Source organism: Variovorax sp. LjRoot130 (genome assembly GCF_964253755.1).
GTDB lineage: Bacteria > Pseudomonadota > Gammaproteobacteria > Burkholderiales > Burkholderiaceae_C > Variovorax.
Map to the genome: position 1 here is coordinate 230383 of NZ_CAXURM020000002.1, position 25718 is coordinate 256100.

General features: G+C 66.2%; 22 protein-coding genes and 2 pseudogenes. 13 read left to right on the top strand and 11 right to left on the bottom strand.

The window, feature by feature from the left end:
- The first annotated feature begins 87 nt into the window (after positions 1-87).
- Complete coding sequence (locus tag ACSQ86_RS30810; RefSeq protein ID WP_436310400.1) at positions 88-1380, top strand: porin; 1293 nt, start codon at positions 88-90, stop codon at positions 1378-1380.
- Between the two features lie 161 nt (positions 1381-1541).
- Here ACSQ86_RS30810 and ACSQ86_RS30815 read toward each other — a convergent pair whose 3' ends face one another.
- Positions 1542-2459, bottom strand: a complete 918-nt coding sequence (locus ACSQ86_RS30815; RefSeq protein WP_436307354.1) for a LysR family transcriptional regulator — start codon at positions 2457-2459, stop codon at positions 1542-1544.
- Between the two features lie 159 nt (positions 2460-2618).
- On the opposite strand from ACSQ86_RS30815, the gene ACSQ86_RS30820 reads away from it, so the two are divergent.
- From ACSQ86_RS30820 to ACSQ86_RS30845, 6 genes are all read left to right on the top strand, one after another.
- Positions 2619-3785 (top strand): DSD1 family PLP-dependent enzyme, encoded by a 1167-nt coding sequence (locus ACSQ86_RS30820; RefSeq protein ID WP_436310401.1) that lies wholly within the window; start codon positions 2619-2621, stop codon positions 3783-3785.
- Positions 3782-4180, top strand: a complete 399-nt coding sequence (locus ACSQ86_RS30825) for a RidA family protein (RefSeq protein ID WP_436310402.1) — start codon at positions 3782-3784, stop codon at positions 4178-4180. Before ACSQ86_RS30820 ends, ACSQ86_RS30825 begins: the two co-directional genes overlap by 4 nt.
- Complete coding sequence (locus ACSQ86_RS30830; protein ID WP_436310403.1) at positions 4177-5052, top strand: GNAT family N-acetyltransferase; 876 nt, start codon at positions 4177-4179, stop codon at positions 5050-5052. The genes ACSQ86_RS30825 and ACSQ86_RS30830 overlap by 4 nt, the downstream gene beginning before the upstream one ends.
- A 43-nt stretch (positions 5053-5095) precedes the next feature.
- Positions 5096-6373, top strand: a complete 1278-nt coding sequence (locus tag ACSQ86_RS30835; protein WP_436310404.1) for an NAD(P)/FAD-dependent oxidoreductase — start codon at positions 5096-5098, stop codon at positions 6371-6373.
- A gap of 61 nt (positions 6374-6434) precedes the next feature.
- Positions 6435-7070: a LuxR C-terminal-related transcriptional regulator gene (locus ACSQ86_RS30840; protein WP_436307349.1), complete on the top strand. Its 636-nt coding sequence runs from the start codon at positions 6435-6437 to the stop codon at positions 7068-7070.
- 121 nt (positions 7071-7191) lie between these two features.
- Positions 7192-7536: a DUF2917 domain-containing protein gene (locus tag ACSQ86_RS30845; RefSeq protein WP_436310405.1), complete on the top strand. Its 345-nt coding sequence runs from the start codon at positions 7192-7194 to the stop codon at positions 7534-7536.
- Positions 7537-7623: 87 nt separating this feature from the next.
- Here ACSQ86_RS30845 and ACSQ86_RS30850 read toward each other — a convergent pair whose 3' ends face one another.
- Genes ACSQ86_RS30850 through nadC form a run of 4 tightly spaced genes read right to left on the bottom strand, consistent with a single transcriptional unit; the run spans position 7624 to position 12731 of the window.
- On the bottom strand, positions 7624-8811 hold the full coding sequence (locus tag ACSQ86_RS30850; RefSeq protein WP_436307347.1) for a porin: 1188 nt from the start codon (positions 8809-8811) through the stop codon (positions 7624-7626).
- A 28-nt stretch (positions 8812-8839) separates the two neighbouring features.
- A complete protein-coding gene (locus tag ACSQ86_RS30855) occupies positions 8840-9823 on the bottom strand; it encodes a Bug family tripartite tricarboxylate transporter substrate binding protein (protein ID WP_436307346.1) in 984 nt (327 codons plus the stop codon).
- Positions 9820-11958 carry a phosphonate metabolism protein/1,5-bisphosphokinase (PRPP-forming) PhnN gene (gene phnN / locus ACSQ86_RS30860; protein WP_436307345.1) on the bottom strand — a complete coding sequence of 713 codons (2139 nt, stop codon included), beginning with the start codon at positions 11956-11958 and terminating at the stop codon, positions 9820-9822. Before phnN ends, ACSQ86_RS30855 begins: the two co-directional genes overlap by 4 nt.
- A 5-nt stretch (positions 11959-11963) precedes the next feature.
- On the bottom strand, positions 11964-12731 hold the full coding sequence (nadC, locus tag ACSQ86_RS30865; RefSeq protein ID WP_436291954.1) for a carboxylating nicotinate-nucleotide diphosphorylase: 768 nt from the start codon (positions 12729-12731) through the stop codon (positions 11964-11966).
- Positions 12732-13067: 336 nt separating this feature from the next.
- On the opposite strand from nadC, the gene ACSQ86_RS30870 reads away from it, so the two are divergent.
- The 3 genes and pseudogenes from ACSQ86_RS30870 to ACSQ86_RS30880 form a co-directional block, all read left to right on the top strand.
- Positions 13068-13619 (top strand): MarR family winged helix-turn-helix transcriptional regulator, encoded by a 552-nt coding sequence (locus tag ACSQ86_RS30870; protein ID WP_436291972.1) that lies wholly within the window; start codon positions 13068-13070, stop codon positions 13617-13619.
- Positions 13620-13674: 55 nt separating this feature from the next.
- Positions 13675-14484: an FRG domain-containing protein gene (locus ACSQ86_RS30875; RefSeq protein ID WP_436307344.1), complete on the top strand. Its 810-nt coding sequence runs from the start codon at positions 13675-13677 to the stop codon at positions 14482-14484.
- Between the two features lie 3 nt (positions 14485-14487).
- Positions 14488-14770: pseudogene (locus ACSQ86_RS30880) on the top strand (transposase); the annotation flags it as partial.
- On the opposite strand, the pseudogene ACSQ86_RS30885 reads toward ACSQ86_RS30880, so the two are convergent.
- The 4 genes and pseudogenes from ACSQ86_RS30885 to ACSQ86_RS30900 form a co-directional block, all read right to left on the bottom strand.
- A pseudogene (locus ACSQ86_RS30885) lies at positions 14762-15019 on the bottom strand (cupin domain-containing protein); the annotation flags it as partial. The pseudogenes ACSQ86_RS30880 and ACSQ86_RS30885 sit on opposite strands and share 9 nt — an antisense overlap.
- The gene (locus ACSQ86_RS30890; RefSeq protein ID WP_436307343.1) at positions 15007-15675 is read right to left on the bottom strand and encodes a DMT family transporter; all 669 of its coding nucleotides are present in this window, start codon (positions 15673-15675) and stop codon (positions 15007-15009) included. The pseudogene ACSQ86_RS30885 and the gene ACSQ86_RS30890, both read right to left, overlap by 13 nt.
- A 355-nt stretch (positions 15676-16030) precedes the next feature.
- Complete coding sequence (locus ACSQ86_RS30895) at positions 16031-17737, bottom strand: patatin-like phospholipase family protein (protein WP_436307342.1); 1707 nt, start codon at positions 17735-17737, stop codon at positions 16031-16033.
- Positions 17734-17985: a hypothetical protein gene (locus ACSQ86_RS30900; RefSeq protein ID WP_436307341.1), complete on the bottom strand. Its 252-nt coding sequence runs from the start codon at positions 17983-17985 to the stop codon at positions 17734-17736. Before ACSQ86_RS30900 ends, ACSQ86_RS30895 begins: the two co-directional genes overlap by 4 nt.
- 74 nt (positions 17986-18059) lie before the next feature.
- Between ACSQ86_RS30900 and ACSQ86_RS30905 the strand changes: the two genes are divergently transcribed.
- Positions 18060-19544: a cyclic nucleotide-binding domain-containing protein gene (locus ACSQ86_RS30905; RefSeq protein WP_436307340.1), complete on the top strand. Its 1485-nt coding sequence runs from the start codon at positions 18060-18062 to the stop codon at positions 19542-19544.
- Positions 19545-19580: 36 nt separating this feature from the next.
- Here ACSQ86_RS30905 and ACSQ86_RS30910 read toward each other — a convergent pair whose 3' ends face one another.
- Complete coding sequence (locus ACSQ86_RS30910) at positions 19581-20954, bottom strand: phospholipase D family protein (RefSeq protein WP_436310406.1); 1374 nt, start codon at positions 20952-20954, stop codon at positions 19581-19583.
- Here ACSQ86_RS30910 and ACSQ86_RS30915 point away from each other — a divergent pair.
- The gene (locus ACSQ86_RS30915) at positions 20880-22457 is read left to right on the top strand and encodes an adenylate/guanylate cyclase domain-containing protein (RefSeq protein ID WP_436307338.1); all 1578 of its coding nucleotides are present in this window, start codon (positions 20880-20882) and stop codon (positions 22455-22457) included. The genes ACSQ86_RS30910 and ACSQ86_RS30915 overlap by 75 nt on opposite strands.
- Positions 22458-22977: 520 nt before the next feature.
- On the opposite strand, the gene ACSQ86_RS30920 is transcribed toward ACSQ86_RS30915, so the two are convergent.
- Positions 22978-23799, bottom strand: coding sequence for an IclR family transcriptional regulator (locus ACSQ86_RS30920; RefSeq protein WP_436307337.1), 822 nt, complete (start codon positions 23797-23799; stop codon positions 22978-22980).
- A gap of 134 nt (positions 23800-23933) precedes the next feature.
- Between ACSQ86_RS30920 and ACSQ86_RS30925 the strand changes: the two genes are divergently transcribed.
- Positions 23934-25691, top strand: a complete 1758-nt coding sequence (locus ACSQ86_RS30925) for an FAD-dependent oxidoreductase (RefSeq protein WP_436307336.1) — start codon at positions 23934-23936, stop codon at positions 25689-25691.
- Positions 25692-25718 lie beyond the last annotated feature (27 nt).

Consider the following 25718-nt stretch of genomic DNA (forward strand, 5'->3'; position numbering starts at 1 on the left):
CCGAACCATCTTGCGGCACGTTGCCGCATCCACCGCCGGCGTTGCGAGGCGCCGGTAATCCCTGTCCGTCCCTTGGAGACACTTGCTATGCGTAAGTCCTTGATCACCTTTGCGGCGCTGGCTGCTTCGGGCGCTGCTTCGGCGCAGTCGTCCTTGACGCTTTTCGGCGTCGCTGATTCGGCGGTCAGTCACTACAGCGTGAAGAGTTCCTTCTACAACAACACGGGGACGCTCCCGCCGCTGTCGGCTCTCGCCGTGGCAGAAGCGACGCGTTCTCAAACCGTGCTGTCGAGTGGCGCCAATTCGTCGAGCCGTGTCGGCTTCCGTGGCACCGAAGACCTGGGCGGCGGACTGGCGGCAGGGTTCTGGCTTGAGTCAGGCATCACCCAGGACAGCGGCGCAACCGCTTTGGCCTCCTTCAGCCGTCGCTCAACGGTGAGCCTGTCCGGCGGATTCGGTGAACTCAGGCTCGGCCGGGACTATGTTCCGACCTACTGGAACGAGAGCGTGTTCGATCCGATGGGTGCAGTCGGCGTCGGCGAAAACCTCATCAAGAGCATCAGCGGCAACATCGCCACGGCGCGCGGCCCGGGCTCCGCCATTGCCGCGAATGACAACGCGATTCGGGCGTCCAACAGCGTGGGTTACTTCCTGCCTCGCGATCTCGGCGGTTTCTACGGTCAGGTCATGTACGCCCTTCCTGAGAACGTGAAATACAGCTACCTGTCCGACAGCCCGTCCCAACGTGGCCGCTACTACGGCGGGCGGTTCGGCTATGCAAGCGGCCCGCTCGATGTGGCGGTTGCCTACGGACAAAGCACGGCCGCCGACACCTTGTTGATCAGCGAGGCCGGGGTCGTGGCCGGCACCCGGCTTTCCGAGAAACTGCGCACGATCAACTTGGGCGCGTCCTACGATTTTGGTGTCCTCAAGCTGATGGGCGAGTTGTCGCAGGTCAAGGACAAGGCTCAGACCACCACCGCTCCCTTGAGTGCCGGCAGACTCACCTTCAAAGACAATGACGAGTACAACGGCGCCATGATCGGCATGACGGTCCCCGTCGGTGCTGGCGTTCTGAAGGCGTCGTACGCTCGCGTCAAGTTCAAGAACGACCCGGGTTCCGCCGCGCCGACGTTGTCGGCACTGGACCGCGACGCGTCGGTGAACAAGCTCGCGCTCGGCTACGTCCACAACCTGTCGAAGCGCACCGCGCTCTATGCCACGGTGGCTCGCGCTCGGATCAAGAACGGGCAGAACAACCCTGCAATCATGGCCGTCGGGCTTGGGGGCCCTGCCTTCTTGTCTACGGGTTCGGGCGTGGCGGGTTTGGCGCCGCGCAGCGCTACGGGTTACGACTTCGGGCTGCGCCACGCATTCTGACGTCAAGTGTGGCAGCGTGTATGGGGCTCTGGCTTGAGCCCCCCCATCGTGCTGATCAATCGCGGAAGAATGACGTTGGCATGCACCTTGAAGATGTCTGCAATACAACCCTAAGCGGGCATTGAAGGAAGAACAGCGACCAGCAGCATTTAGTCCCGGCGTCATCGCACGGTCCTTCGCCTCCAAGGTGGCGGCGCAAGAGATTGGCGCAGCATCGCCAGAAAGGCCGTTGCCCGCGCACTTCGCCCGAAGCGGGTGCCCAGCATGGCGACGACGTCGGCGGCAGGAACATCCCAGCTCGCAAGCACCCGCTTGAGCCGACCGGCTGCCAGATCGGCAGCGACGTTCCACTCCGACCGCATCGCGACACCCTGCCCTGTGACCGCCCAGTCGCGCACCACCGCGCCGTCATTGCTGCACATGGTGGGACGGATCCGGACCGTCTCCGGCTCGCGGGAAGCGTGCACGAAGCGCCACAGCGTGACGTCCTCGTCGTTCTCTCTCACCACCAGGCATCGATGCCGCAGCAAGTCTGAAGGCGACTGAATCGGCGAAGCACTGGCGAGATAGTCCGGGCTGGCGCAGAGGATGCGTCGGTTCGGTGCCAGCGTCGTGACGATCTGGTTTTGGGCGCCAGGCGGTCCGATGTGGACGATGACGTCGCTGCTCTCGACCAGGTGCGCGCCGGGATGGTCGGCAAGGTCCAGGGTGACCGTCACGCCAGGGTGCGCTTTTGCAAACGCATCGACCACGGGTGCGACATGCAGCCGGCCGAAGCCATGCGGGGCGGCTATGCGTAGATGCCCGCTGACGGCCTTCTTGCGATTGGCCAATGCCTCGGACAGCGCCTCCATCGCATCGGCCACGATCGTCCCGTGCGATGCGACCAGATCGCCTTCATCGGTGAGGACCATCCTGCGGCCGGAACGGTCGATCAGCCGGATGCCAATCCGTGCTTCCAGCGCTTGCAGGCGCTGGGTGACGGCCGGCGGCGTGACATCCATCTTCCGGGCAGCTTCAGCGAGCGACGCGGACTGGGCCAGCATGTTGAAGAAGCGCAGATCCTCAGAGCTGATCATTTAGTGGGACCTTAACTCGCTATGCAGGTTCGATAAATTGTAGGTTGAATCGATCAGGCGCAACATCCGGTCATCTCACTTGGTCGGTGTCGGTCCGCATCCGGCAGGCCTCATCGGTCAAGCACAACACGGAGCACGACATTGGGCCAGGCCATAGGCATGAAGCAGGCGCAAGCCGAACAGATCGCAACGACGCTGGGGGAACTGGCGACGCCTTGCCTCGTCCTCGACGCTGAGCGGATGGAGCGGAACATCGCACGCCTGAAAGCCAAGCTGGACCGCCTGGGCGTCACGCTGCGTCCCCACCTCAAGACGTCCAAGTCGGTGGACGTCGCGCGGCGCGTGATGACGTCGCCGTCGGGTCCGGCAACCGTTTCGACGCTTCTTGAAGCCGAGCAGTTCGCGGCGGCCGGCGTGCGGGACATCGTCTACGCCGTCGGCATCGCGCCATCGAAACTGCCACAGGTGCTGGCGCTGCGCGCCGGGGGCGCCGACGTGACCGTGGTGCTGGACACCGTGGAGCAGGCGCAAGCGGTTGCCCGGGCCTCGCGCCAGGCCGGCACGCGCATTCCGGCGCTGATCGAGATCGACTGCGACGGCCACCGCTCCGGCGTGCTGCCGACCGACCGGCAGCTGCTGCTGGACATCGGCCACGCCCTCGAAGACGGCGCGGAACTGCGGGGCGTGATCACGCACGCCGGCGCAAGTTATTCGGCCCGTGGGGCCGAGGCCTTGGGTGAATGTGCCGAGGTCGAGCGCCGCAGCGTGGTCGATGCCGCCACCGTCCTGCGCGAGGCGGGCTTGCCCTGTCCGGTGGTCAGCGTCGGCTCCACACCGACCGCGCACAACGCCACCGACCTCACCGGCGTCACCGAAGTGCGGGCGGGCGTGTTCGTGTTCTTCGATCTCGTGATGGCCGGTATCGGTGTCTGCCAGGTCGACGACATCGCGCTGTCGGTACTCGCGACGGTGATCGGCCACCAGCGCGACAAGGGATGGATCGTGATCGACGCCGGCTGGATGGCACTATCGCAGGACCGCGGCACCCGCAGGCAGGCGATCGACCAAGGTTATGGGCAGGTGTGCGACACCGCCGGCGTGCCCTATCCGGACCTGCTCGTTGCCGACGCCAACCAGGAGCACGGGATCATCACGGTGCGTCCCGGCTCGGGGGGCAAGCTGCCCGATCTCGCGATCGGTGATCGTGTGCGGATCCTGCCGAACCACGCCTGCGCCACAGGCGCCCAGCACCGGGCTTATCACGTCGTTCGCGGCGCTTCCGACCGGGTCGAAGCCGAGTGGTCGCGTTTCGGGGGCTGGCGATGAGCGGCGAGCAGCTCGTGACCGGCATCCTGACGGACCGGGCGCCGAAGCCGGCAGGTCACTACACGCAGGCCATTGTCTCGGGCGCCCACGTCTTCGTCTCCGGCCAGTTGCCGATCCGCCCGGATGGACGTGCGCTGGACGACGACGGATTCGAGGCGCAGGCCAGGCAGGCGATCCAGAACATGCTGGAGATCGTGCACGCCGCGGGCAGCTCGCCGCAACAGATCGTCAAGGTGACGGCCTACATCGTCGGCCTCGCCAACTGGGCCCGCTTCAACGCGGTCTATGCGTCCATGCTGCCGGGTGCGTGCCCCGCGCGCAGCGTGGTTCCGGTGCCAGAATTGCACTACGGGTACCTGGTCGAGATCGACGCCATCGCGGTGCGCGAACCATGACCGCCATGGCGACCCGGCCCGGCCACCACGACCACGAAGACGTGGTGCTGGTCCCGTTTGCCACGGAACACCTGGAAAGCGCCCTCCAGCTTTCGCAGGAGATGTCCTGGCCCTATCGGCTCGAGGACTGGGCCCTCGCGCTCGAGCTCGGCCAGGGCTTCGTGCTCCGCAACGACGCCGGTACGGTGATCGCGACCGCCGCCTGGTGGGCCTACGGCGAGGACCATGCTTCAGCCGGGATGATCATCGTCGCCAAGGCTGCCCAAGGCCGTGGCCACGGTGCCCGGCTGATGGATGCGCTGCTGGCAGCGGTGCACCCGCGGACCATCACGCTGAACTCGACGGCCGAAGGTCTGGCGCTTTATGAAAGGCGCGGCTTTGTCCGCATCGGCGTCATCCAACAGCATCAAGGCGTTCCCGACGAGCGCCACCAGGCGCCACCGGCCAGCCTGGTCAGGGCGATGGCGCCATCGGATGTCGAGGCGGTCGCGCGTCTGGACCAGCAGGCCACGGGCTGGGCCAGGCGGCAGATGCTGGATCGGCTCATCCAGGCCGGTGACGGCCACGTGCTCGTGCGTGACGGCGAGCCGCGCGGCTATGCCATTTCACGCCTGTTCGGCCGCGGGCACATCATGGGTCCCGTGGTTGCCGAAAGTGCGGCCGATGCGCGCGCCTTGATCGAAGCCGCGCTCGCACGACTTGGCCAGGTTTTCGTCCGCGTCGACACCGATGCCACCTCGCAGCTCGGGGACTGGCTCGAAAGCATCGGCCTGCGCCAGGTCGGTGACGCCACCACCATGGTCAAGGGGCCGCACATCCCGCCGGCGGGGCCAGCACGCATGTTTGCGCTGGCCAACCAGTCGTTCAACTAGGAGACATCACGATGCCGCGCTCAAAGACCCCGGAAAGGCCGCTATGAAGCTGACCTCGTATTGGCTGGACACCTCGGAGCCCTTCCGTAGTGCCACTGCAGGACCGGTGCAGGGCAGCTGCGACGTGGCGGTGATCGGCGGCGGCCTGACTGGCTGCTCGGCTGCGCTGGCGCTTGCCAAGAAGGGTGCACGCGTCGTACTCCTGGAAGCCGAGACCATCGGGCACGCCGCCTCCGGTCGCAACGGCGGCATGTGCAACAACGGCTTCGCCCAGGACTACGGCACGATGTCGGCCAAACTCGGCAAGGAAGTCGCCGACCGGCTCTATCGGGCCTTCGACGCCGGAGTCGATACGGTCGAGCGCTTGGCGGCGGAAGAGAAGATCGACTGCAGCTTCGCGCGCGTTGGCAAGATCAAGCTGGCGGCCAAGCCCGAGCACTACGACAAGCTGGCGCGCAGTCAGGAACTGCTGGCGGCCAACGTCGACCCCGACACGGAGATGGTCAGTCGCGCCGACATTGCCGGCGAGGTGGGGTCGGACCGCTTCCACGGCGGGCTGATCTACCGCAAAGGCGCCGGCATGCATGTCGGGCGCTTCGTCCGCGGCTTGGCGGAAGCGGCGGCGCGGCGTGGCGTGGAGATCCACGAGCAGGCGCCGATGACGGGCCTGCGACCCGCCCCCGGCGGAGGGCACCAGATCGAAACGCTGAAGGGTCGGCTCAACGCCAAGCAGGTTCTGCTGGCGAGCGGAACCTCGCAGACGGGGCCGCTGGGCTGGATTCGACGCCGCATCGTGCCGGTTGGCGCGTTCCTGATCGTCACCGAGCCCCTGCCGACAGAGACGCTCGACCGGCTGTTGCCGCGGCGACGGATGGCGGTCGATACGAAGAACCTGGTCAACTACTTCCGAACGACGCCCGACAACCGGCTGCTGTTCGGTGGACGCGCCCGCTTCGCCGTCTCCAACCCGACCTCCGACGAGAAGAGTGGCGCGATCCTGCAGGCGGCATTGCACGACGTCTTTCCCGACCTTCGCCAAGCGCGCATCGACTATTGCTGGGGCGGCATGGTCGACATGACGCGTGACCGCCTGCCACGCGCCGGCGAGCGCAATGGCATCTACTACTCGATGGGCTACAGCGGCCACGGCACCCAGATGTCGACCCTGATGGGGACGATCATGGCGGAAGTCATGGACGGGCGCGCCGAACTCAATCCCTGGAAAGACTTCGACTGGCCCGCGATCCCGGGGCATGTCGGACCACCGTGGTTCCTGCCGCTGGTAGGGGCCTATTACCGGCTCAAGGACAAGCTCGCCTGAAGCCGATCTCGCCACTCATCGATCGAGGAGACAACCATGAACGAGCACAATCCTGGAAGCCATGCAGGTGGCGTTCGGCGAGGATGTGCCGTACAGGGGTGCATTCCTCCACACCGTGAACTCGCGCCTGTTCCCCAGCGCCAGCCCGCAGCAACTGGATGAGGTGGAAGCAGCCATTGCCGGACGGATGTCTGCAAGCGTGGCCGCCGCATACACCACCCTGTCTTTGGAGTGCGATGTCAGTGAGCATGCCCGACGCGTGACCTGTCCCACGCTGCAGTTTCACGCGCGTGCAGACTTGGCGGTTCCGTTCGAGGAGGGCTGCCACCTCGCCTCGCTGATCCCGCAGGCACGGTTCGTTCCGCTCGACGACGACAGCAACATTCCACTTGCGGGCAATCCGCACTGGCCCCGCGTGGCGACCGAGTTGCGCGGATTTCTCGGCATGGAGGACCCAATGCCGAAGGCAACGCCGGCCGATGTCATCGCGGCACCATCCACGCCCAGCCTGACGTCGAGACAGATCGAGGTGCTGCTCCTGATCAGCCAAGGCAACACCGATAAGGAGATCGCCCGCGCCTTGGGGTTGAGCCCGAGAACGGTGGAGATGCACGCGGGCGACGCCCTCCGGGCGCTGAAGTGCCGCACCCGCGCCGAGGGCGTTCACCTCGCCGCGCACCTTGGGCTTCTGCGATAGGTGCATCGAGTACGGTAGATCTACGGGAGTGCGCACCTTCCCCGTACCGTGCTCGGCACACTGGTGGCGAGGCTCACTGGCGACCAGACTCTAGTCGTCAAGAACGATTGCGGAGTCCATCATGAACCTCACACTGCCTGCCGTCTTCGGACACTGGAGTTCTCCGCGGGAGCTGTTCGGCCGCGCAATCGCCTGGATTGCACGCAGCCATGTGTCCGGCCGCGCCGCTACAAGGCCGATCAGTCCTACCCGCCTCACGTGGACTCTTCACAAGGCCGCGACCCAATCGATCCTTCATCCCAGGGGCATGCGCATCGAGTGTCTGGCCGGGTGCGTGTGGCTGACGCATGACAGTGATCCGAGGGACATCGTGCTGCAAGCGCCGGCGACGGACTTGGCCGACCGGGATTCGAGGCTGCTGATCCACGCACTCGATGACGCCAAGGTTCGCGTCAGGGCTCGCTGACCTCGAACGTCAGCTCACGCTGCGAAGCGAAGTTCAGGTCTGGAAGTCGAAGGGCGCGAAGGGGCCCCAACCGTACGTTTCCCAAGCCTAGAACGCGTGGCGAATTCCCAGGTCGTAGCCCGTCGAGGCCCTGGGGGTGAAGGGCGAAGTGCTGATGAATGCGGGCCCTCCGGTCGTCAGCGCTGAGCCATTCTTGTTGCTTACTCTGGCCAGCGTCGCGTAGAGGGCGGTTCGCTTGGACAGGTTGTGGACGTAGCCCAGCGCGACCTTGCTGGCGCGTGGGTCACCGGGAGATGTGTGCGTCGCGCCGAAGGCCTGGTCGTACCTGACCCTGGCATAGGAGGCCCGGATCAGACCCACGCCAATCGGAACGGTGATGCCCAGCAGATAGCCGCGCAGCTTCGTGTCATTGAACGGCACCAGTGGAGGCACTTCGACATCGCGCTGGAAACTGGAACGCGAAACTTCGCCAAACAGCTTCGCGGGTCCGAAGTCGTACGAGGCGCCAAGGCTGAGCGTCTTGACCGAATCGGTGGTGCCGGCGAAGAACTGGTCGCCTGTGTTGGCGTTGCCGTAGGCCAATGCGACATCGACGGGTCCCGACGCGTAGCCGAATCGCGCGCCGACATAGCGGCCCGTGCGCGAATTGTTCGCGGCGGCCGGCGTCAGGGTGCTCGGCGCGTATTTCGTCTGCTCGTGAAAGGCGTAGATGGCCTGCCCGTAGAACCCGCCCAGCTTCGGCGGAAGAAAGTAACCGATGCTGTTGCTGGCGCGGTTGTAGCTCGTGCTGTTCCCGAATCCGCCTGCACCGCCCGTTGGGTTCGTGGTGTTCGCCGTGAAGAGGAGGTTGGTTCCTGTACCCACCGCGCCGAACGGGTCGAACGCTGCGTCGTTGAAGAAGATGGGCGTGTAGTCGCGACCCAGCCTGATTTCGCCGAAGCCGCCCGACAAGCTCAGGGTCGAACGCCGCGAGAACAATGCAACGCCGGTCTGCCCGTCGTCGTTGGTGATGGGAGCCTCGAGCCAGAATCCGGCCGCCAATCCACCGCCAAGATCTTCGGTTCCCCGGAAACCGAGCCGGCTGCTGTTGTAGGCGCCGTTCGTGAGGGCGGTTCGGCTGACCTTGACGCTGCCTCTGGCGCCACGCGCGTCTTCGGAGCGGTTCGAGAAACCGCTGACCGCCGCATCGACGAGCCCGAACACGGTGACCGAGGATTGCGCCGATGCGGCGCCGGCGACGGCCATGGCAGCGAGCGAGACGAATTCTTTTCTCATTCAGGTAGCTCCGGAGTTGCAGAGCCGGCTAGTCGGCGGTCAGGCCGATGCGCTTGGAGATCTCGGCGAATCGATCGATGTCGCTGTTCACGATCTTCTGGAATGCCTCGGGCCCATCGCTTGCCGGCGTGTAGCCCAGGTCGCGCAGAACCTTTTGTACGTCGTTGCGCATCAGGATCTTTGCGAATCCCTCGTAGAGACGTTTCTGAACGTCGACCGGCGTGCCCTTGGGCGCGAGCAGGCCGTGCCATTGGCTGAGTTCGTAGCCCGGCAGGCCTTGTTCGGCGACCGTCGGAACATCGGGCAGTTGGCTGAATCGTTCCTTCGACGAAATGGCGAGTGCTCTCAGCTTGCCGCCCTTGACCAACGGCATGGCGCTGGATGCGGTGACGAGAGCGATGGGAATCTGGCCGCCGACGATGTCGTTCAGCGCCGGTCCGCAGCCCTTGTAAGGGACGTGCAGCATGTGGACGCCGGCTCGCAGGTTGATGAGTTCGCCTGCGAGATGCTGCGGCGTGCCGCTCCCGCACGAGCCGAAGGACACCGTGTTTTCTTTCGGCCTGGCCGCCGCCATGACGTCGGCGAAGGTCTTGTAGGGCGAATCCGCCGGCACGACCATCACGGTGGCGACGTAGGCCACGTTGATGATGGCGACGAAGTCGGTCTTCGGATTGAAGGGCAGCGTCCTGAACACGCCGGGATTGATCGCAAACGAACTGTTCACCATCAGCAGGGAACCCCCGTCCGCCGGCCGCCCGGCGACATAGCGAGCACCCAGGTTGCCGCTCGCACCGGGACGGTTCTCGACGACCGAGGCCCGGCCCAGGCTGTCGGCTGTGTGGTTGCCGATCAGCCGTGCGAGCACGTCCGTGCCGCCGCCCGGCGGAAAGGTCACGGTGACTTCGATCGGTTTCCCCGCAGCGTCGCCGCTCTCGCCAGCCATCGCGAAAGGCACCTGAAGGCAGACCACGACGAACGCGGCCAGCCCGACCAGCCGATTGCATTGCTTCATGCTCGATTCCCTTCGTTGATCCACATGGACGCCGCTGCCGACCGGACGCCATGCAAGGCCTGAGCCTGCGGCCGCTGGGCGGTATTTTCGATGGCCCTCGCGGACTCACCGTCCGGGTGCGCACCCTGCACCAGCGCTACGCAGGCAGCCAGGCTGTCGGAGGTCGCAGCATGGATGCGATACAGCGGATCGCCGGCCCGGACGGCATCGCCAACCTGGCACAGCAGGTCGATGCCGCTGCCCTTGTCGACCGGCGCGCCGGCCAGCCTCGCGATGCCGGCAATGGTCCACCCGTCGAGCCCGCTCACCACGCCGTCATACTCCGCTCGCACGACATGGGTCAGCGCGCTCGGGCGCGCCGGCTCGTCATGCGCTCCCTGCACCTCGACGATCCGGGCAAAGGCGCGCCGCGCCGCGCCCGATTGCAGCAGCGCCTGCGCCGCCGCGCGTCCCTTCTCGGCCGAGCCCACCGACGGATCCCAGGCCAGGATCTGGCCGGCAAAGCGCAAGGCCTTTTCGCGCAGGTCGTTGGGCGCGTCCGCGTGGTTGTCGAGCACGAGCAGCACGTCGCGCAACTCCAGCGCCGGACCGATGCCCCGGCCGATGGGCCGGCTGCCGTCGGTTGCCAGCGCGCGCACGTGCAGGCCGATTCCAGCGCCCGTGGCTTCGAACAATGCCGCCAGCTCGAGCGCTGCGTGCTCGGTGCGCAGCTTCGCGTACGGACCGTAGGGCAGGTCGACTATGACGTGGGTCGCGCCCGCCGCCTTCTTCTTCGACAGGATCGACGCCACCGACCAGCGGGTCGAATCGAGGCCCAGCGGCCGGGTCACGGCGTTCATCACTTCGTCCAGCACTGAATGATTGAGGCGGCCATTCCAGGCGATGCAGGCGCGTGCCTCTGCGACGCAGCGCCGCACCTCCTCGACCGTGAGATCGACCCGCGCCACGGCTTCCATGACGTCGGCCGTTCCGGCAGCGGATGTGATGGCGCGCGACGAGGTCTTCGGCATTGTGAGGCCGTGCGCCGCCACCAACGAGACCACGATCGGAGTGATGCGGCTGCCGGGCACGCCACCCATCGAATGCTTGTCGACGACGATGCGCTCGTTCCACGTCAAGCGATGCGCCAGGCTTGTCCTCACGCGGGCCAGGCTCAGGACCTCCGCGTCCGACAGGTGCTGCGTCGCGGCGACGAGGAACGCCGTCAGCTCGCGATCGGCGTACCGTCCCTCCACGATGTCGCGCAGAAGCCTCCGGTATTGCGTTTCGCCCAGCGCTTCGCCGCGTATCTTGCGCACCAGCAGGTCGTGGCTTCGAGCTGCAGGAATCACGCGCACTGCGATTTGGCTGCCTTGTGGTGCACCGAGCGCTTCGAAGGTCTCGCGCGACAAGCCGGCTTCGCCTGCCGCCAGCGCCGTGCCGGCGCCGCCGACATGGACACGGGCCCACACGCGCGAGATGCCGCGACCGCCAACGGCCGACAGTTCCACCTGCTCGCCGCCGTGCCATGCGGGCAGGACGGATGAAAAATGAACCACCCGATCCGCGCCGCTGCGCATCTCCAGGCACCGGATCGTCGCCCAGCCGCAAAACGATTCGAGCGCTTCAACGAAGCGGTCGATGCCTTCGGCCAGGCTTGCGTCGTTGTCCACCCCGAGCGAGCGCACCGATGCCGGAATCGGCTCGCCGCGCCGGGCCAGCCGCAGGTGCGTTTCTTCCTCACGCTCGCGCCCCCGGGCGGCAATGCGCCTCGCCAGCACTTCCGGCGCGGCCGTTACGTCGATCACGACCAAGCGTGCCAGGCACTGCGACAGCTGCGCGATGACGCTGCGCGAACCGTTGGCGATCACGTGCTGCCCAGCCTCCAACGCAGTCCGCAACGACGCGGGTAAGCCGTAACACAGACCGTGCGCGCGCCACGTCACCAGAAAGTCCCCGGCGCTTTCGCGTCGATCGAATTCCGCAGCCGAGACGCTTTCATGGTCTTCGCCCGGCGCCGCCGCCGGACGCGTGATCGTGCGCTTGGCGAAGACATGGCGCGCCTGTGCCGACAGCCGCTGTCGCGCGCCGTCGATCAGCGAGTCCTTCCCCGCGCCGCTCGGGCCGACGACGAGGAAGAAGGTGCCGCTTTCCATTTCGGCTACCGGGCTTCGTCGAGGCCGATGTCGACGGCAATCGCAGCCTGCGTGATGCGGCTCGTCGAGATGTAGTCGACGCCGGTTTCTGCGATCGGGCGAATCGTCTCCAGGCGAATTCCGCCCGAGGCCTCGACCTTGGTGCGGCCCTCCACCATGCGCACGGCCTGTCGCATGTCGCCCACCGACATGTTGTCCAGCATGATCACGTCCACGCCCGCCTTCAGCGCCTGCGCGACCTGGTCCAAGCGGTCGCATTCGACTTCCAGTTTGGTCAGCACCGGCAGCGAGCGGCGCGCGCGGGCGACTGCCGCCTCGATGCTGCCGCAGACCGCGATGTGGTTGTCCTTGATCATCACGCCGCCGTCCAGGCCCAGGCGGTGATTCAGGCCGCCGCCGCAGAGCACGGCGTGCTTCTCCAGCATGCGCAGGCCCGGCGTGGTCTTGCGGCTGTCGATCAGCCTGGCCTGGGTGCCCGCGATGGCGTCCACGTATTTCGCCGTCTCGTTGGCGATGCCGCACAGCCGCTGCATGATGTTCAGCGCGGTGCGCTCGGCCGTCAGTACGCTGCGCGCCGAGCCTTTCACCGCAATCAGTATCGCGCCGCGTTCTACGCGTTCTCCATCGGACACGAGGACGTCCACCTCCAGCGAAGGGTCGTAGCGCTTGAACACGTGCGCCGCTACGTCGACGCCCGCCACGATCGCGGCTTCCCGCGCATTCATGCAGAACGCACCGCGCTCGTCCTTGTCGATCATGGTCTGAACCGTCAAGTCACAGCCTCCGACGTCCTCTGCTAGCCATTGATCGATCAGGCGATCGGTCAAGAACGGGTCGTACATATCGCGCTCCTGGATGCGGCCTCGGCGGCCTTTCGGGTTGGAATCAACTTCAATAAACTTAGCTATCGAAGTTAATTAGTCTAGATCAGACGCCGAGGTTGTCAACATAATATTTGAGCTCTAATATTATTATGCTGCCGTGGCGGGAGACAGTTCGGGTGCAGCAACGAAGCGATGGGGAGCAGCATCTATCATGTGCGCAGCGTTCCCCCGGGGACGTGCGCCGCCGCCATCCCACTGCCTTCCAGAACCCTCGTCCTGCATGCCATGAGAGACAGACAGCCCCCACCGCTTGCCGATTCACCCGAGGACACTCAAGAGCGGCTGGCGCATGTGGTCAAGGATGCGGCGCGGGCTTACGTGCGCGCATTGCAGATGCGACTGGTGTCGCACGCGGTTTCTTACGGCCACTGGTCTGTTCTCCGCGTGCTCTGGCTGCGCGACGGCCTGTCGCAGCGAGAACTCAGCGTTCGCGCCGGCATCACCGAACCGACCACCTTCACCGCCGTCAAGGCGCTCGAAACGCTCGGCTATGTCGAGCGCATGCACCTGCCGGGCAACGACCGCAAGGTCCATGTCTATCTGACGAAACTGGGCAAGCAGTTGCAGCGCAAGCTCGTCCCCCTGGCAGAGGAGGTCAACGAGATCAGCGTGCGTGGCATCCCGGCAGAGGATGTGGAAACCACCCGGCGGGTCTTGCTGGCCATCACCGCCGCGTTGGCGGAGGACGAAGCTGCCGCCGAAGGCACGAAGCGGCGCGTGCCTTCGACGCGCGAGCTGGGCAACCGGCTCACGCGCATCGAGCCCACGGCCACTTAGCCACGCCAATGCGCCGTTCGCGGGGCGTGTGCGGCAACAACGGAATGGACAAACGATGGAAGTCAGAAAGTTGTCGAAGTGGAACGAGTTCGTCGAACTGACGGAGGCTCAGACGGGCTGGGCATTTCGCGGGGAAGTTTCGGCGCAGTGGCCTCTGGTGAGTTCGCTCACTCGGCGACTGCAGGTCTACGCACCTGATTCTTCGCTTTGGCCGCTGCGCGAGGAGCGTTCGTTGCGCGTGTTCCGCCGCAAGGCGCACATCTATCGCACCTCTCCCGCCGCGTTGCAAGACGACCTTCGCTGCCTGGCGCTCATGCAGCACCATGGTGCGCCCACGCGATTGCTCGATTTCACCAAGTCGCCTTACGTCGCAGCATTCTTCGCGCTCGAAGATGCGGTCACCGACGCGGCGGTCTATGCCCTCAACACGCCCGCTCTGTGGTCGGCATCGCCGACATTCGATCCAGAGCTGACGCGTGAAGTGATCGATCCGCGCGTCGCGGGCAACTTCGAGAAGTATTTCATGGTGAACCAGTTGCCCATCGTCTGGTTCGGGGAACCGCTGGAGATGGATCAGAGACTGGTCGCGCAGTCGGGATTGTTCGTCTTGCCAGGCATATTGGATCAGCCACTTCACCGCATTCTCGACGGTTATGTGGCAGACGAGCCGGTCATCGTCAAATACGTGCTGCCCCTTGAGATGCGCGCACAGGCGATGCAGTCCCTCTATCGCATGAACGTCACGAACTCGACGCTCTTTCCGGATCTCGATGGTTTGGCCCGTTCCATGGCCTACGAATTGGAAGTCGTCTGGGAACGGCTGATCGCGGAATACCACGAGCGCGCTAACGTTCAGAAGCCGTAGCTGGCCCATGTTGGTGTTGATGCCCAATCGGGCCTTGTGCACAAGGTGGTCGCCACGGCAGCCAACGTCAACGACGTGACGCAAGCCGGCGCGCTGCTTCACGGCGAGGAGACGGTGGCCTTCGGCGATGCTGGCTATCGGGGTGTCGACAAACGCGAAGAAGCGCGGGGGCCCGAAGTGGAACGTGGCGATGCAGCCGGGCAAGCGTCGGCAATTGGACCCGACGCGCAAGTGGGCGCGCCTGCTGGAGAAGGCCGAGCAGCTGAAGGCGAGCGTGCGGGCCAAGGCCACTGCCATCATGCAGGACGTGTGCCGAGCCGTGAGGCAACAGCACGATGTCACCGGCACCGAGCTGCAGTGGGTCGCCCCCGGCCGGGTCTTCAAGAATCGCCGTGCCGCCGAGCACCACGTGGAATGGGATCTCCCCCGTTTTCGAGGGCTCGTACGCTACGCGCCAAGGGATGCCGTAGAGGCAGCGAACTTCCAGCTGCCCGGTTACTGGGATCATGTCGAGAAGATGGCTTAGCCAGTCCATGGCAGTGAGAGGGTGGTCCGGCAAGTGGGCGCGCGTTGCGGCTGATTCCAAGGTGCTGGATGGCCGAGTTGTTGGTCGAGACGGGTTCTTCGCAACGTCAGCGGCGAGCGGCTCCGGTCACAGCCCAAATCAGGCCGGTCATGACGACGACGAGGCCTGCGGTTTCCGCGACGGTGGGGCTGTGGCCGAGCAGGGGCCAGGCCGATGGCGCCCAGTAACATCCCTATGATGCTCATTGCCGCGAACGGAAACACGGCCGAGTGGCTCGCAGGCGCCAATTGCAGCGCGCCAAAGGTCAGAAGGCCGAAGGGCGTGCCAGCGAGCAAGGAAATGAGCAGCCACAGCTTCCAGCGGAGGATCAGCACCTGCCGATCCTTGCGCCAGGCCATTACCAGAATCGGCAGGGTCACCAAGCCCGCCACGCCGAAGCGCAGTGCGGTCAGATCGGGCGACTCCAGGCCTCGGGCGATGCCCCAGCGAGCATAGACAGTGTAGAGGGCGCCGATACCCGCCGCCAGCAATCCGACCGCCGCGCCGTGGGCAAGCCGTTTGAAATCTTCCTTGACCACGAGGGGCAAAGCCGGATTGTGCAGAGTCATGGCGCTCTCCTTGTTTGCCCCGCGCTTATTGTCGGTCTCGTTGATGGCATGGGTCATCCTGCCTCGGTTGACCCGTTTGCTGACGCCTTGGTTGTATAGGTCATAGCCCAGCGCCAGCCACGACCTGCTGTCCACTTTCCGCCAGGCTATGGCGAACTCCTGAATCCAGTGACGGAGCAATTCCGTAACGGACTATTGATGCAAACTAAACGGCCGTTGGTGTTTCGCTTACCAACGTTGCACCATATCGGCAAGGGATGGGCAAGTAGCCAATTGGCGCGAGGGACGCTGCACGAGAAAAGGCGCCTGCCGGCGATCAAGGCAACTTTGCCCGGAAGCTTTGTTGAGGTTGACCGGTCTATGGCGCAGGTCAACTACTGGGTGCCGGTGACCCACGCCCGGCTGCGTATTGTCAAGGCACCCCTGGCGCCAGCACCTGCTGCATCGCCAGGCGGATCTGCGGCAGACGCTCCAGCGCCGTGCGCCGGCCACAGTCGACCATGGCCTCGGCCGCCGCAAAGTTGAAGCCTTCGCCGACCGGGATCGGAACGGTCAGCGACAGGTCGGCGCGATCGGCCTGGGCGGCGGCGTCCCACCAGCCCTGCAAGCGCCAGGCACCGCCCATCGCGGCGCGCAGGCCGAACGGGCGACGCAGTCGCTGTTCGAAGCGATCGGCGGCGCGCGCAGCATCGGGGGGCGCCTCGGGATAGGTGGGTCGGACCAGCGCGGCGAGCCTGAAGCCGCAGCCGCGCGCGGCGAGCAGGTCGACCGGCAGGCGCGACACGACCGCACCGTCGACGAGTACCGAGTCGCCGAGCCGGACCGCGGCGAACACCCCCGGGATCGCCGCCGTGGCCCGTGCCGCCGGCGCCACGGCGCCGCTGTCGAGCACGGCACGCTTGCCCATCGTCAGGTCGGCCGCGACGACCGCGACCGGCAACCGCAACTGCGCAAACGTGGCATCGCCATACAGCTCGCGGGTGAGCGTCGTCATGCGCGATGCGGAGATGAGCGAGGCGCGTGGCAGCCATTGCATGCCCCTGGCGCGCGCGAAGTCCGCGACCACGCGCAGGACGTTCTCGGTCGCCGCGCGCGCGCTGCCGAATCGGGCAAAGGCCAGTGCCACGGCACCCCCCATGCTCGAGCCGCAAAGGAAGTCGATCGGCAGCCCGTCGCTTTCCAGGACCTCGAGCACCCCCAGGTGCGCCAGCCCGGCAGCCGCGCCCACGCTCATGGCCACGCCCACCTCCCGGCCGCAAAGCCGCCGCACGAGGTGATCGAGCGCCGGCTGGCGCGCCCGCGACCAGTCGCCGCCCGATGCCGCAGCGTCGATCTCGTCGCGCGGCACCGCGTGGCACCAGCGCTGCAGTGCCGCCGCCCCGGAGAGCGCACCCGGGCGCCAGACGACGGGGGCGGCGTGCGTATCCGGGAGGCGGCGCAGATCGTCTGCGGTGACCAGCAACGCGTCATCGGCGTCGAGCTCCGCCAGCAACGCCGCGCTGCCGGCCTGGCCGGTACCGAGCAGCAGCACTGCGTCGCTCGGCCCAACGTCCCGCCAGCGGCGAATGCGCTGCGCGCCGCTTGCCGCGTCGTCGCGCGACTCGTCGTGCTCGGAGCCGGGCGCGTAGTGCTGCAAACCGCGGGCAAGCGCCGCCAGCAGGATCGGGTCGCCTTCCTCCCCCGTCGGCACCAGCACGACGCGCGGCCGCGCCGCCGGCGCACGGCGCGTCCGCTCGCGAAGGCGCAGCCCCAGCAAGGTCGCGACGTTGCGGAAGAACGCGACCTCCTGCGCCATCGCCTCTAAGAGAACGGGGGCCGAGAGGACCCAGGTTCGCACATCGCGCTGGGCGACGACGTTGGCCGAGACCGGATCGCCGGTCAGCGCCGACAGCTCGCCGAAGCACTGGGGCGGCAACAGCAGCAGCCGCCGGCCACCCCCGGCCAGCTCGACGCGCACAGCGCCGTCGATCAGCCCGAACAGCTCGGCCGACGGCACGCCGGCGCGCAGGATGATGTCGCCCGCTTCGAAGCGACGCGTTTGCAGGTATCGTTCAAGGGAGGCGAGCGCCTCGGACGAAATGCCGGCGAACAGCGGGTGCAGGGCGAGCGCAGGCGTCATCGCGCCGGGCCGGGCACCAGGGCGTCCCGGCGCGCGACGTTCTCGATCGGCAGGGCAATCGGCGCGGCGAGCACGCCGAGCAGCAGGAACCCGCAACCTTCGGCGAGGACTGCGAGCGCCTCGGCCGGAAGCGTCCGGCGGCTGCAAAGGGGCGGCGGTTCGGCGAGCATGGCCGCCAGTATGCCGCGGCGCGAGGGCGCCTCGGTGATCGGGTCGGGCGTGCCGTGGGGCAAAATCGTTCGTCCCATCCGCCACGCGTGCAACCCGCCGGCCTTCGGATTTCCGGCGGTTCGACGGGTGGTCCGCAGCGCACCCGACACCCATGCCGAAGATCGCCAAATCCGCCATCGTCGTCCCGAGCAAGCTCGACCTCGCCGCGCGGCAAGAGTTCATCGATGCGCTCTACAAGGTCCATTGCGAGGTGTTTGACGGCGTCAGCCGCGACTCGTTCGCGAAGTACGTGGTCGAGTCCCCGGCCGAGCACACCTGGATCAACGTGCACCGCGACCACGCAGGCGAGATCGTCGGCTACTTCGCGCTGCACATCTTCGAGCGTGAACTGGCCGGCAAGGCGAGCGCCATCTTTCGTGCCGAGGCCGGTATGCTGCGCGCTTACCGGGGTGGCAATACCAACACACGCTTCGGCCTCAAGCTCGGCGTGCCTTACCTGCTGCGCTACCCCGGGCGGCGCGTCTACTACCTCGGCTCGCTGGTGCACCCTTCGAGCTATTGCCTGTTTGCCAAGCACTTCGACGTGATCTGGCCGAGCACCCGGCATCCGCCGCCGCCGGCCGTGGTCGACGTCATGGACGAGTTGGCGAACTCGTTCGGCCTCGAGCGCGTGACCTCCGACAACCCGCTTACTCGCCAGGTGCACTGGATCACGCGCGACTCCGAGGTCGAGCGCTACTACTGGCGCCAATGCGACAAGCCCGCGGCGCGCTTCTTCATCGAGGCCAACCCCGGCTACGGCAAAGGCGACGGACTCGTCACCCTCGTCAGGATCGACCCGCACAACCTCTGGCACATGATCTCGACCTTCTTCGCCGAGCGCTACGCGCGGCGCAGGGAGGGATTGACGGCGATGCTGTACCGCCTGCCCATCGGCGGCCAGTTGCTGCGCCCGGCCGAGGTCGTCCGGCGCCTCGAGGCGACCGCACTGTTCGGCTCATTCGACGCACCCAGCCTGGCCACGCTGGCACGCAGCGCGCAAATCGTTGCGCTTCCCGCGGGAAGGACCGTCTTTCGTGCCGGCGACCCCGGCGACGAGCTCTACGTGATTGCGCGCGGCGCCGTCTATGTGCTGGCCGATCGCGAGGGCGCAGGCGAAGGCGAAGACGCCATCATCGACGAGCTGGCCAGCGGCGACATGTTCGGCGAGATCGCCATGCTCAGCGGCGAACGGCGCAGTGCCTCGCTGCGCACCGCCACCGCCACGCTGCTCATCCAGATTTCGCGCGCGGCGTTGTTCTCCATCCTCGAAGCGCACCCGAAACTGAGCGAGATCCTCTGGAAGAACTTCGCGGCGCGGCGCTTCGACGACTGCGTGCGTGGCCTGCCGACGTGGAAGACGATGGAGCGCGCGGCGCGGCTGGCGGTCGTCGACGCGGGGCAGCACCGGCCGCTGGCCGCCGGCGAGCGCGCCGAGGTGAGCGCCGGCGAGCTCTTGCTCGTGCTGCTGGGCACCGTGCAGGTCGAGCAGGTTGGCACATCGACCGTCGTGCGCGCGCCCGCCTTCTTCGATACGAAGCAGGCGATGGCAGTGACGGCCATTGGCGCGGCGCGCATCGTGCGCATCGCGCGTTGATGAACCTCGGATTCAAGGGACCCTGGCCGGGGCCGGCTACAAGTCGTTCTCGGACACGAACAACGATTGCAGCCACAGCGAAATGCCTTGCCATAGGCTCGCGTGCGGCTCGTCGTGCCGCACCTGCGTCTTGCCGCTGTCGTCGCGCAGATGCCATTCGACCGTCTGGCCGTCTTCACCAAGCTGGAGCCGGTACATGCTGGCGAAGGCATCGGCGCGCAGCAGGCCGAGCGCCTGACGCGTGAGCGCCGCGCAGTCGATGGTGACGCCCAACTCGGTGTTCAGCACCGCCGAGCGAAGATCGAGGTTGACCGAGCCCACCACCATCCAGCGCCGGTCCACGCCCACCACCTTGGCGTGCAGGCGCGGCGTGGATTTGCCGAAGACCCCGAAGGTGTTCGACCGCCGCACTAGGTCGGGACCGAACTCGTACACCTGCACGCCCAGCCGCAGCATGTCGGCGCGGTAGCGTGAGTAGGCGCGGTACACCAGAGGTTCGTCGGTGGAGCCGAGCGAGTTGGTGACGATCAACACACGCGTGCCGCGCTTCTGGGCCTCGCCCATCATGCGCAGGCCCACCGGGCCAGGCAGGAAGTAAGGATTGACGATGACCACTTCCTCGCGCGCGGCGGCGATCACGTCGAGCTTGGCGCGCATCGCCGGGCTGGCCTTGTTCGGGTCCACGGGTTGGAGCACCTTGTCGGGCGGGTCGTCGTGTACGCGGGCACTGCCGGCCAGCAGTCGCACCCGGCCCTGCGCGATCTGCACGCGAACCGTGCTCTGGCCCAGGTAGTCCAGCGGTGGCACGTCCGGCGGTGGGCCGGCGATTCTTTTCAGCTGCACGTCGAAGTCGGCGCGCCGCTCGGAGGGTTTGGAGGCGCGTTCCAAAGCGTGCAGCCTCTGCTCCAGCGCCCACACCTGTTCGCTGTTCCAGTAGCGGTCGAAGCTTGCCGACAGCTCGCGCACGACGGTGCCGGCGGAGAGGACGTCGAGGTCGATGAAGTTGGCCTCGCCGTGGCGCGTGAAATATTCGTCGGCGATATTGCGCCCGCCGTAAACGGCGAACTGGTTGTCGGCGACGAAGAGCTTGTTGTGCATGCGACGGTTGACGCGCGTGAATTCGTGCAGCGACAGCAGCAAGCGACGGATCGGCGTGCCGTAGCGCTCGGGCAGCGGGTTGAACAGGCGCACTTCGGCGTTCGGAAACGCGGCCAGGCCCCGCAGCATGGGGTACAGATCGCCGGCGTGGTAGTCGTCCACCAGCAGCCGCACACGCACGCCGCGCACCGCGGCATCGCGCAGCGCCCCCAGGAAGGCTGCGCCGGCGGTATCGTCATGGATGTGGTAGTACTGCGCGTCGATCGAGCGTGTGGCGGCCTCGGCCAGCGCGAGGCGCGCATCGAAGGCCATTTCGCCGCTCGGCAACAGCATGAAGCCCGAATTGCCACCGGGTGCCTCAGCCAGACTCGCCGCAGCAATGCGCCCGAGAGGCGTGTCGCCGGTATCGGCGATGGCGCTGCTGGCAGGCGGCGCGATGCGCGGCGGCAGCGTGGTGCAGCCGGCGAGCAGCAGTACGAAGAGGGCGGTCAACCAGCGTCTCATGGCTTCGGTTCCGAACCGCATCGCCTGGAAGCGAGCGTTCGCCGCAATTCTGACGCCATCCACAGGGCAGCGGAAGGTCCTGCTTGTCCAAGCAGCCGGCACGCACCCCATGCCGCCGGCGATCTCGAACCCGCGCGCGTCGATTGCCGCACCTATCCTGCGCCTGGCAGCGGCCGCAGAATTGCCGCGGCGCCAAACCGGTGCCGGATCCGCCAAACCATGTTCTCCTCAACCTTGACCCGCGGTGCCCGCATTCGGAGCTTCGCCGTGCTCGGCACGTTCGTTGCCGCGATCGTCTTCTTTGGCAGCGAACGCCTGATGCGCGACGAACTGCCGCGCCTGATTCCAGGAGGCGAACTGAGCGCTGTGCGCGCGCCGCGGATGCGTGTGCGCACGCGCATGCTCGTGGCATTCCTGCTGCTCGGGTTGCTGCCGCTGGCGGTGCTGTCGATGGCAGCGCTGACGCGCGCCGACGCGCTACGGACCGCCGACGCGGCGACAGCGGCGGCGATCATTCACAACCTCAATCTTGTGATCATCGTGCTCGCACTTGGCGGGGTCGTGGTTTCGGTCGCCTTGGCCCTGCTGGTCGCGGCAAGCGTGGCACGACCGCTGAGCGAGGTGCAGGCAGCCATGGCGCAAGTGCAGCGCGGTGGGCTGGACGCGCGCTGCGAGGTGGTCTCAAACGACGAGATCGGCGCCGTTGCCGAAGGTTTCAACGCCATGGTCCGGGGCCTGCGCGAACGCGAGGCGATCCGCGAGACATTTGGCAGGTACGTCAGCCCCGAAGTGCGCGACGAGATCCTCGCCGGCCGGGTGAGCGGAGCCGGCGTGCAGCGCGACGTGACGATCCTCTTCGCCGACCTGCGCGACTTCACGCCCTGGGTCGAGGCCAGCCCGCCGGCCGAGGTGGTGGCCGATCTGAACGCTTATTTCAGTGAGATGGACGCCGCGATTCGCGCGCACGGCGGCTTGGTGCTGCAGTTCATTGGCGATGAGATCGAGGCCGTGTTCGGAGCGCCCATCGAAGACGTACGCCATGCCGATGCCGCCGTGGCCGCGGCACGCGAGATGGGACAGCGCCTCGACGCCTGGAACAGCGTGCGGCGCTCGGCATGCAAGACCGAGTTGCGCCACGGCATAGGCATCCACACCGGCACCGTGATCGCCGGCAACATCGGCAGCACTGAACGCATGTCCTACGCACTGGTCGGTGACGCGGTGAACCTCGCGTCGCGCATCCAGGCGCTGAACAAGGATTTCGGCACTCACATGCTGGTCAGTGGAGCGACGCGTGCCAGGCTATCGTGACTGTCGGACTCGAAGCGCTTCCAGCGGTGCGCGTCAAGGGGCGCAGCGCGGAGGTGGCGGTGTTCGCGATGAGGTGACACGGCGAATGAAGTCTTCACGACCATCACCCTGGCAGCGGCGGGACCGCACATCGGCGTCAGCTCGATCGGCATCGGGCCGGCGTCGACGGTCAGCGTTGCGACGCGGGTCTTCGCGGTGCGTACTTCTGCTACGGGTCGGCTCCGTGATTTCGTCGCCGTGAGCAGCAGACGTTCGATCAGCCGTCTCGCCGATTGCGCGCTGCCGGCGTCTAGCTACGGCAGCAGTACCTTGAAAACAGCCATTGGGCCCGATAGGTCGCGGGAGCCTGGATGACAGCTATGCGCCCGAGACCGTGAGTTCAAGTCCCAGATGCGACAGACAGCACACGCTGCACAGCTGCCATACGGAAGGCCGAATTCGGCTCAGAGGCGGATCGCAGCGACGCCCTTTGACTTGACGTTATAGAGCGGCGTGGCGTGGCGCAACGCTGACGGAAAGTTCAACCGGCGCGCAGCGTTTGATGACCCAGGCGCTTGGAAACCTCGACGCCACATGCTTTTGCTGCGATCGCCTGACTGCCAGCCCAGTCGGTGTCGAATGATCGTGAACGCCCCATGAGCGTGACCCCGAGCACGATGTTCCCGGAATAGTCGAAAACTGGCGCCGCGAACGAGCAGACCCCTGGAGTGGGGTTGTTGACCGAGCGAGACACGCCGTGTTTTCGTACCTCGTTCAACATGCCTTGGAAATCGACGCGCTCGGTAGGTTTGGCGATGTCCGGTCCGAGCCGCCGCTCGTCCTCAAGCAGAGATTCCTCGATCAGCTTCGCGGGCAGGTAGGCGGCGAACAAGCGGCCCGTCGCTGTGCCCGCCAACGACATGACTGTCCCCGTTCGGATATTGGTGTGTAGCGGATAGATCGCATCAAAGAGATACACGATCGTCGGCCCTTGGTTGCCCCACACGGAAAGGGCAACGCTGTGTCCGGTTTCCCTGGCCAACTGCTCCGCGAAGGGCGTGGCCTCGCGAACCGGATTGAGCATCCGGAGAGTCACGAGGCCAAGCTGCATTGCGGTCGGTCCGAGCCAGTAGTAGCCCGTCGAAGCCTCCTGGGTGACCAACCCCAGTTTGGAGAAGCTCACCAGGTACGGGTGGGCCTTCCCGGGCGCCATGTCAGCGGCCTTGGCGAGTTCCCTCAAGGGCATAGGTCGGCCCTGGGCGCCCAGCGCCAGAAGCAATTGGCCGCCTGCCTCGATGGACTGGATGCCTCTGCGTTCCTTTTCCGAATTCGACTCGCTGCTGTCGCCTTCAAGTGCGCCCATGGGTGTCTCCTAACGTTTTGATTCTAACAACGTCATTAGCTCAGGGTAAACCATTAGTATATGAAAGATGCGTTAGCAGCATACTAACGCCATCGGGTCAGCAATGCGGCCCCTACCTCTAGGAGTGATGGTCAATGAGCAAGCAGGAAACCGAGTACGACGTTCTGGTGGTCGGCACTGGCGCGTCTGGCATGTCGGCGGCGGTTACCGCGGCTTATCAGGGCCTCAAGGTGCTGGTCGTCGACAAGGCGCCGGTCTATGGAGGCACTACAGCCCGCTCGGGTGGATGGCTCTGGATCCCTGGCACCAAGCTCGCGAAAGAGCAGGGCATCAACGAACCGCCGGGAGCGGCCCGCGCCTATCTGCAGCACGAGGCGACCACGCATTTCGATGCCGCGCGCGTCGACGCCTTCATCGAGAACGGACCGAAAGCCTTCGACTTCTTCACTGAGAACACCTGCGTGCAGTTCGACATGCCGCCGGTGTTTCCCGACTATCACGCCGAGGCGCCTGGCGGCCAAGCGGGCGGCCGGTCCATGGTGACCCGTCCGTTCGACGGGCGAGAGCTCGGCGGCCGCATCGCCCAGCTGGCGCCGCCCGTGCCCGAGCTGACCGTGTTCGGCATGATGCTCGGCTCCGGCAAGGAGCTGTGGCACTTCCTGCGTGCCTTCAAATCGCTCGAGTCCTTCTGGTACGTCGCCAAGCGCTTCGGCGGCCACCTGCTCGATGTCGTGAGGTATGGCCGCGGGATGACGCTGACTAACGGCAACGCCTTGGCTGGCCGACTCGCCAAGGCCGCGATGGACCTCAACGTCCCGGTGTGGCTGAACTCGCCGGTCAAGTCGCTCATCGTGGAAGGCGATGCCGTCGTCGGCGCGAGCGTCTTGCAGGACGGCAAGCCGCTCGAGATCCGCGTGCGCCGTGGGGTGGTCCTCGCATGCGGTGGCTTCCCCTACGACGTGGAGCGTCGCAAGCAGTTGTTCCCGCATGCCCCGACTGGCAACGAACACTTCACTCCCTCTCCGGCACTCAACACCGGCGATGGTCTGCGGCTCGGCGAATCCGTCGGTGGCTGGGTCGACCCCACCATTCCGAACGCCGCCGCCTGGTGCCCGACCTCGGTGACGAAGCGCAAAGATGGCTCCGAGGGCGTCATGCCTCACTTCATCGATCGGGCGAAGCCGGGTGTGATCGCCGTCACGCCGGGGGGGCGCCGCTTCACCAACGAAGCGCTCTCGTACCACGACTTCGTTCAGGACCTCGTGAAGGCGTGCGCGGGCAACTCCGAAGTGACCTGCTGGCTGATCTGCGACCACAAGCACCTGCGCGAATACGGGATGGGCTGCGTTGCACCGTTCCCCCTGCCGATCGGCAGGCACCTGCAAACTGGTTACCTCAAGCGCGGCAACAGCCTGCAAGAACTGGCCAAGGTGATCGGCGTGCCTGCCGGCGTACTGCAGGAGGAGGTCGAATCCTTCAACCGCGATGCCGCCAAGGGCATCGACACGAAATTCGCCAAGGGCAGCACGGCCTACAACCGTTTCCAGGGCGACTCTTTGGTGACTCCGAACCCGTGCATGGCGCCCATCCGCCAGGGCCCTTACTACGCGATCAAGATCGTTGTCGGCGAGATCGGCACATTCGCCGGACTGCTGACAGATGACTCATGCCAGGTCCTCACGCAGGACCGGCAACCGATCAAGGGCCTCTATGCCGTCGGCAACGACGCGGCCAGCATCATGGGTGGCAATTACCCCGGAGCGGGCATCACCCTCGGCCCGGCGCTGACCTTCGGCTACGTCGTGGGTCAGACGCTCGCGAATCAAACAACGCGACCTGCGGCCGAAGTTGTCCAGCTGGCCGCTCCGCGCCAACGTGTCCACGCCGCCTGATCTCAAGACACCTATCCGGAAAGACAA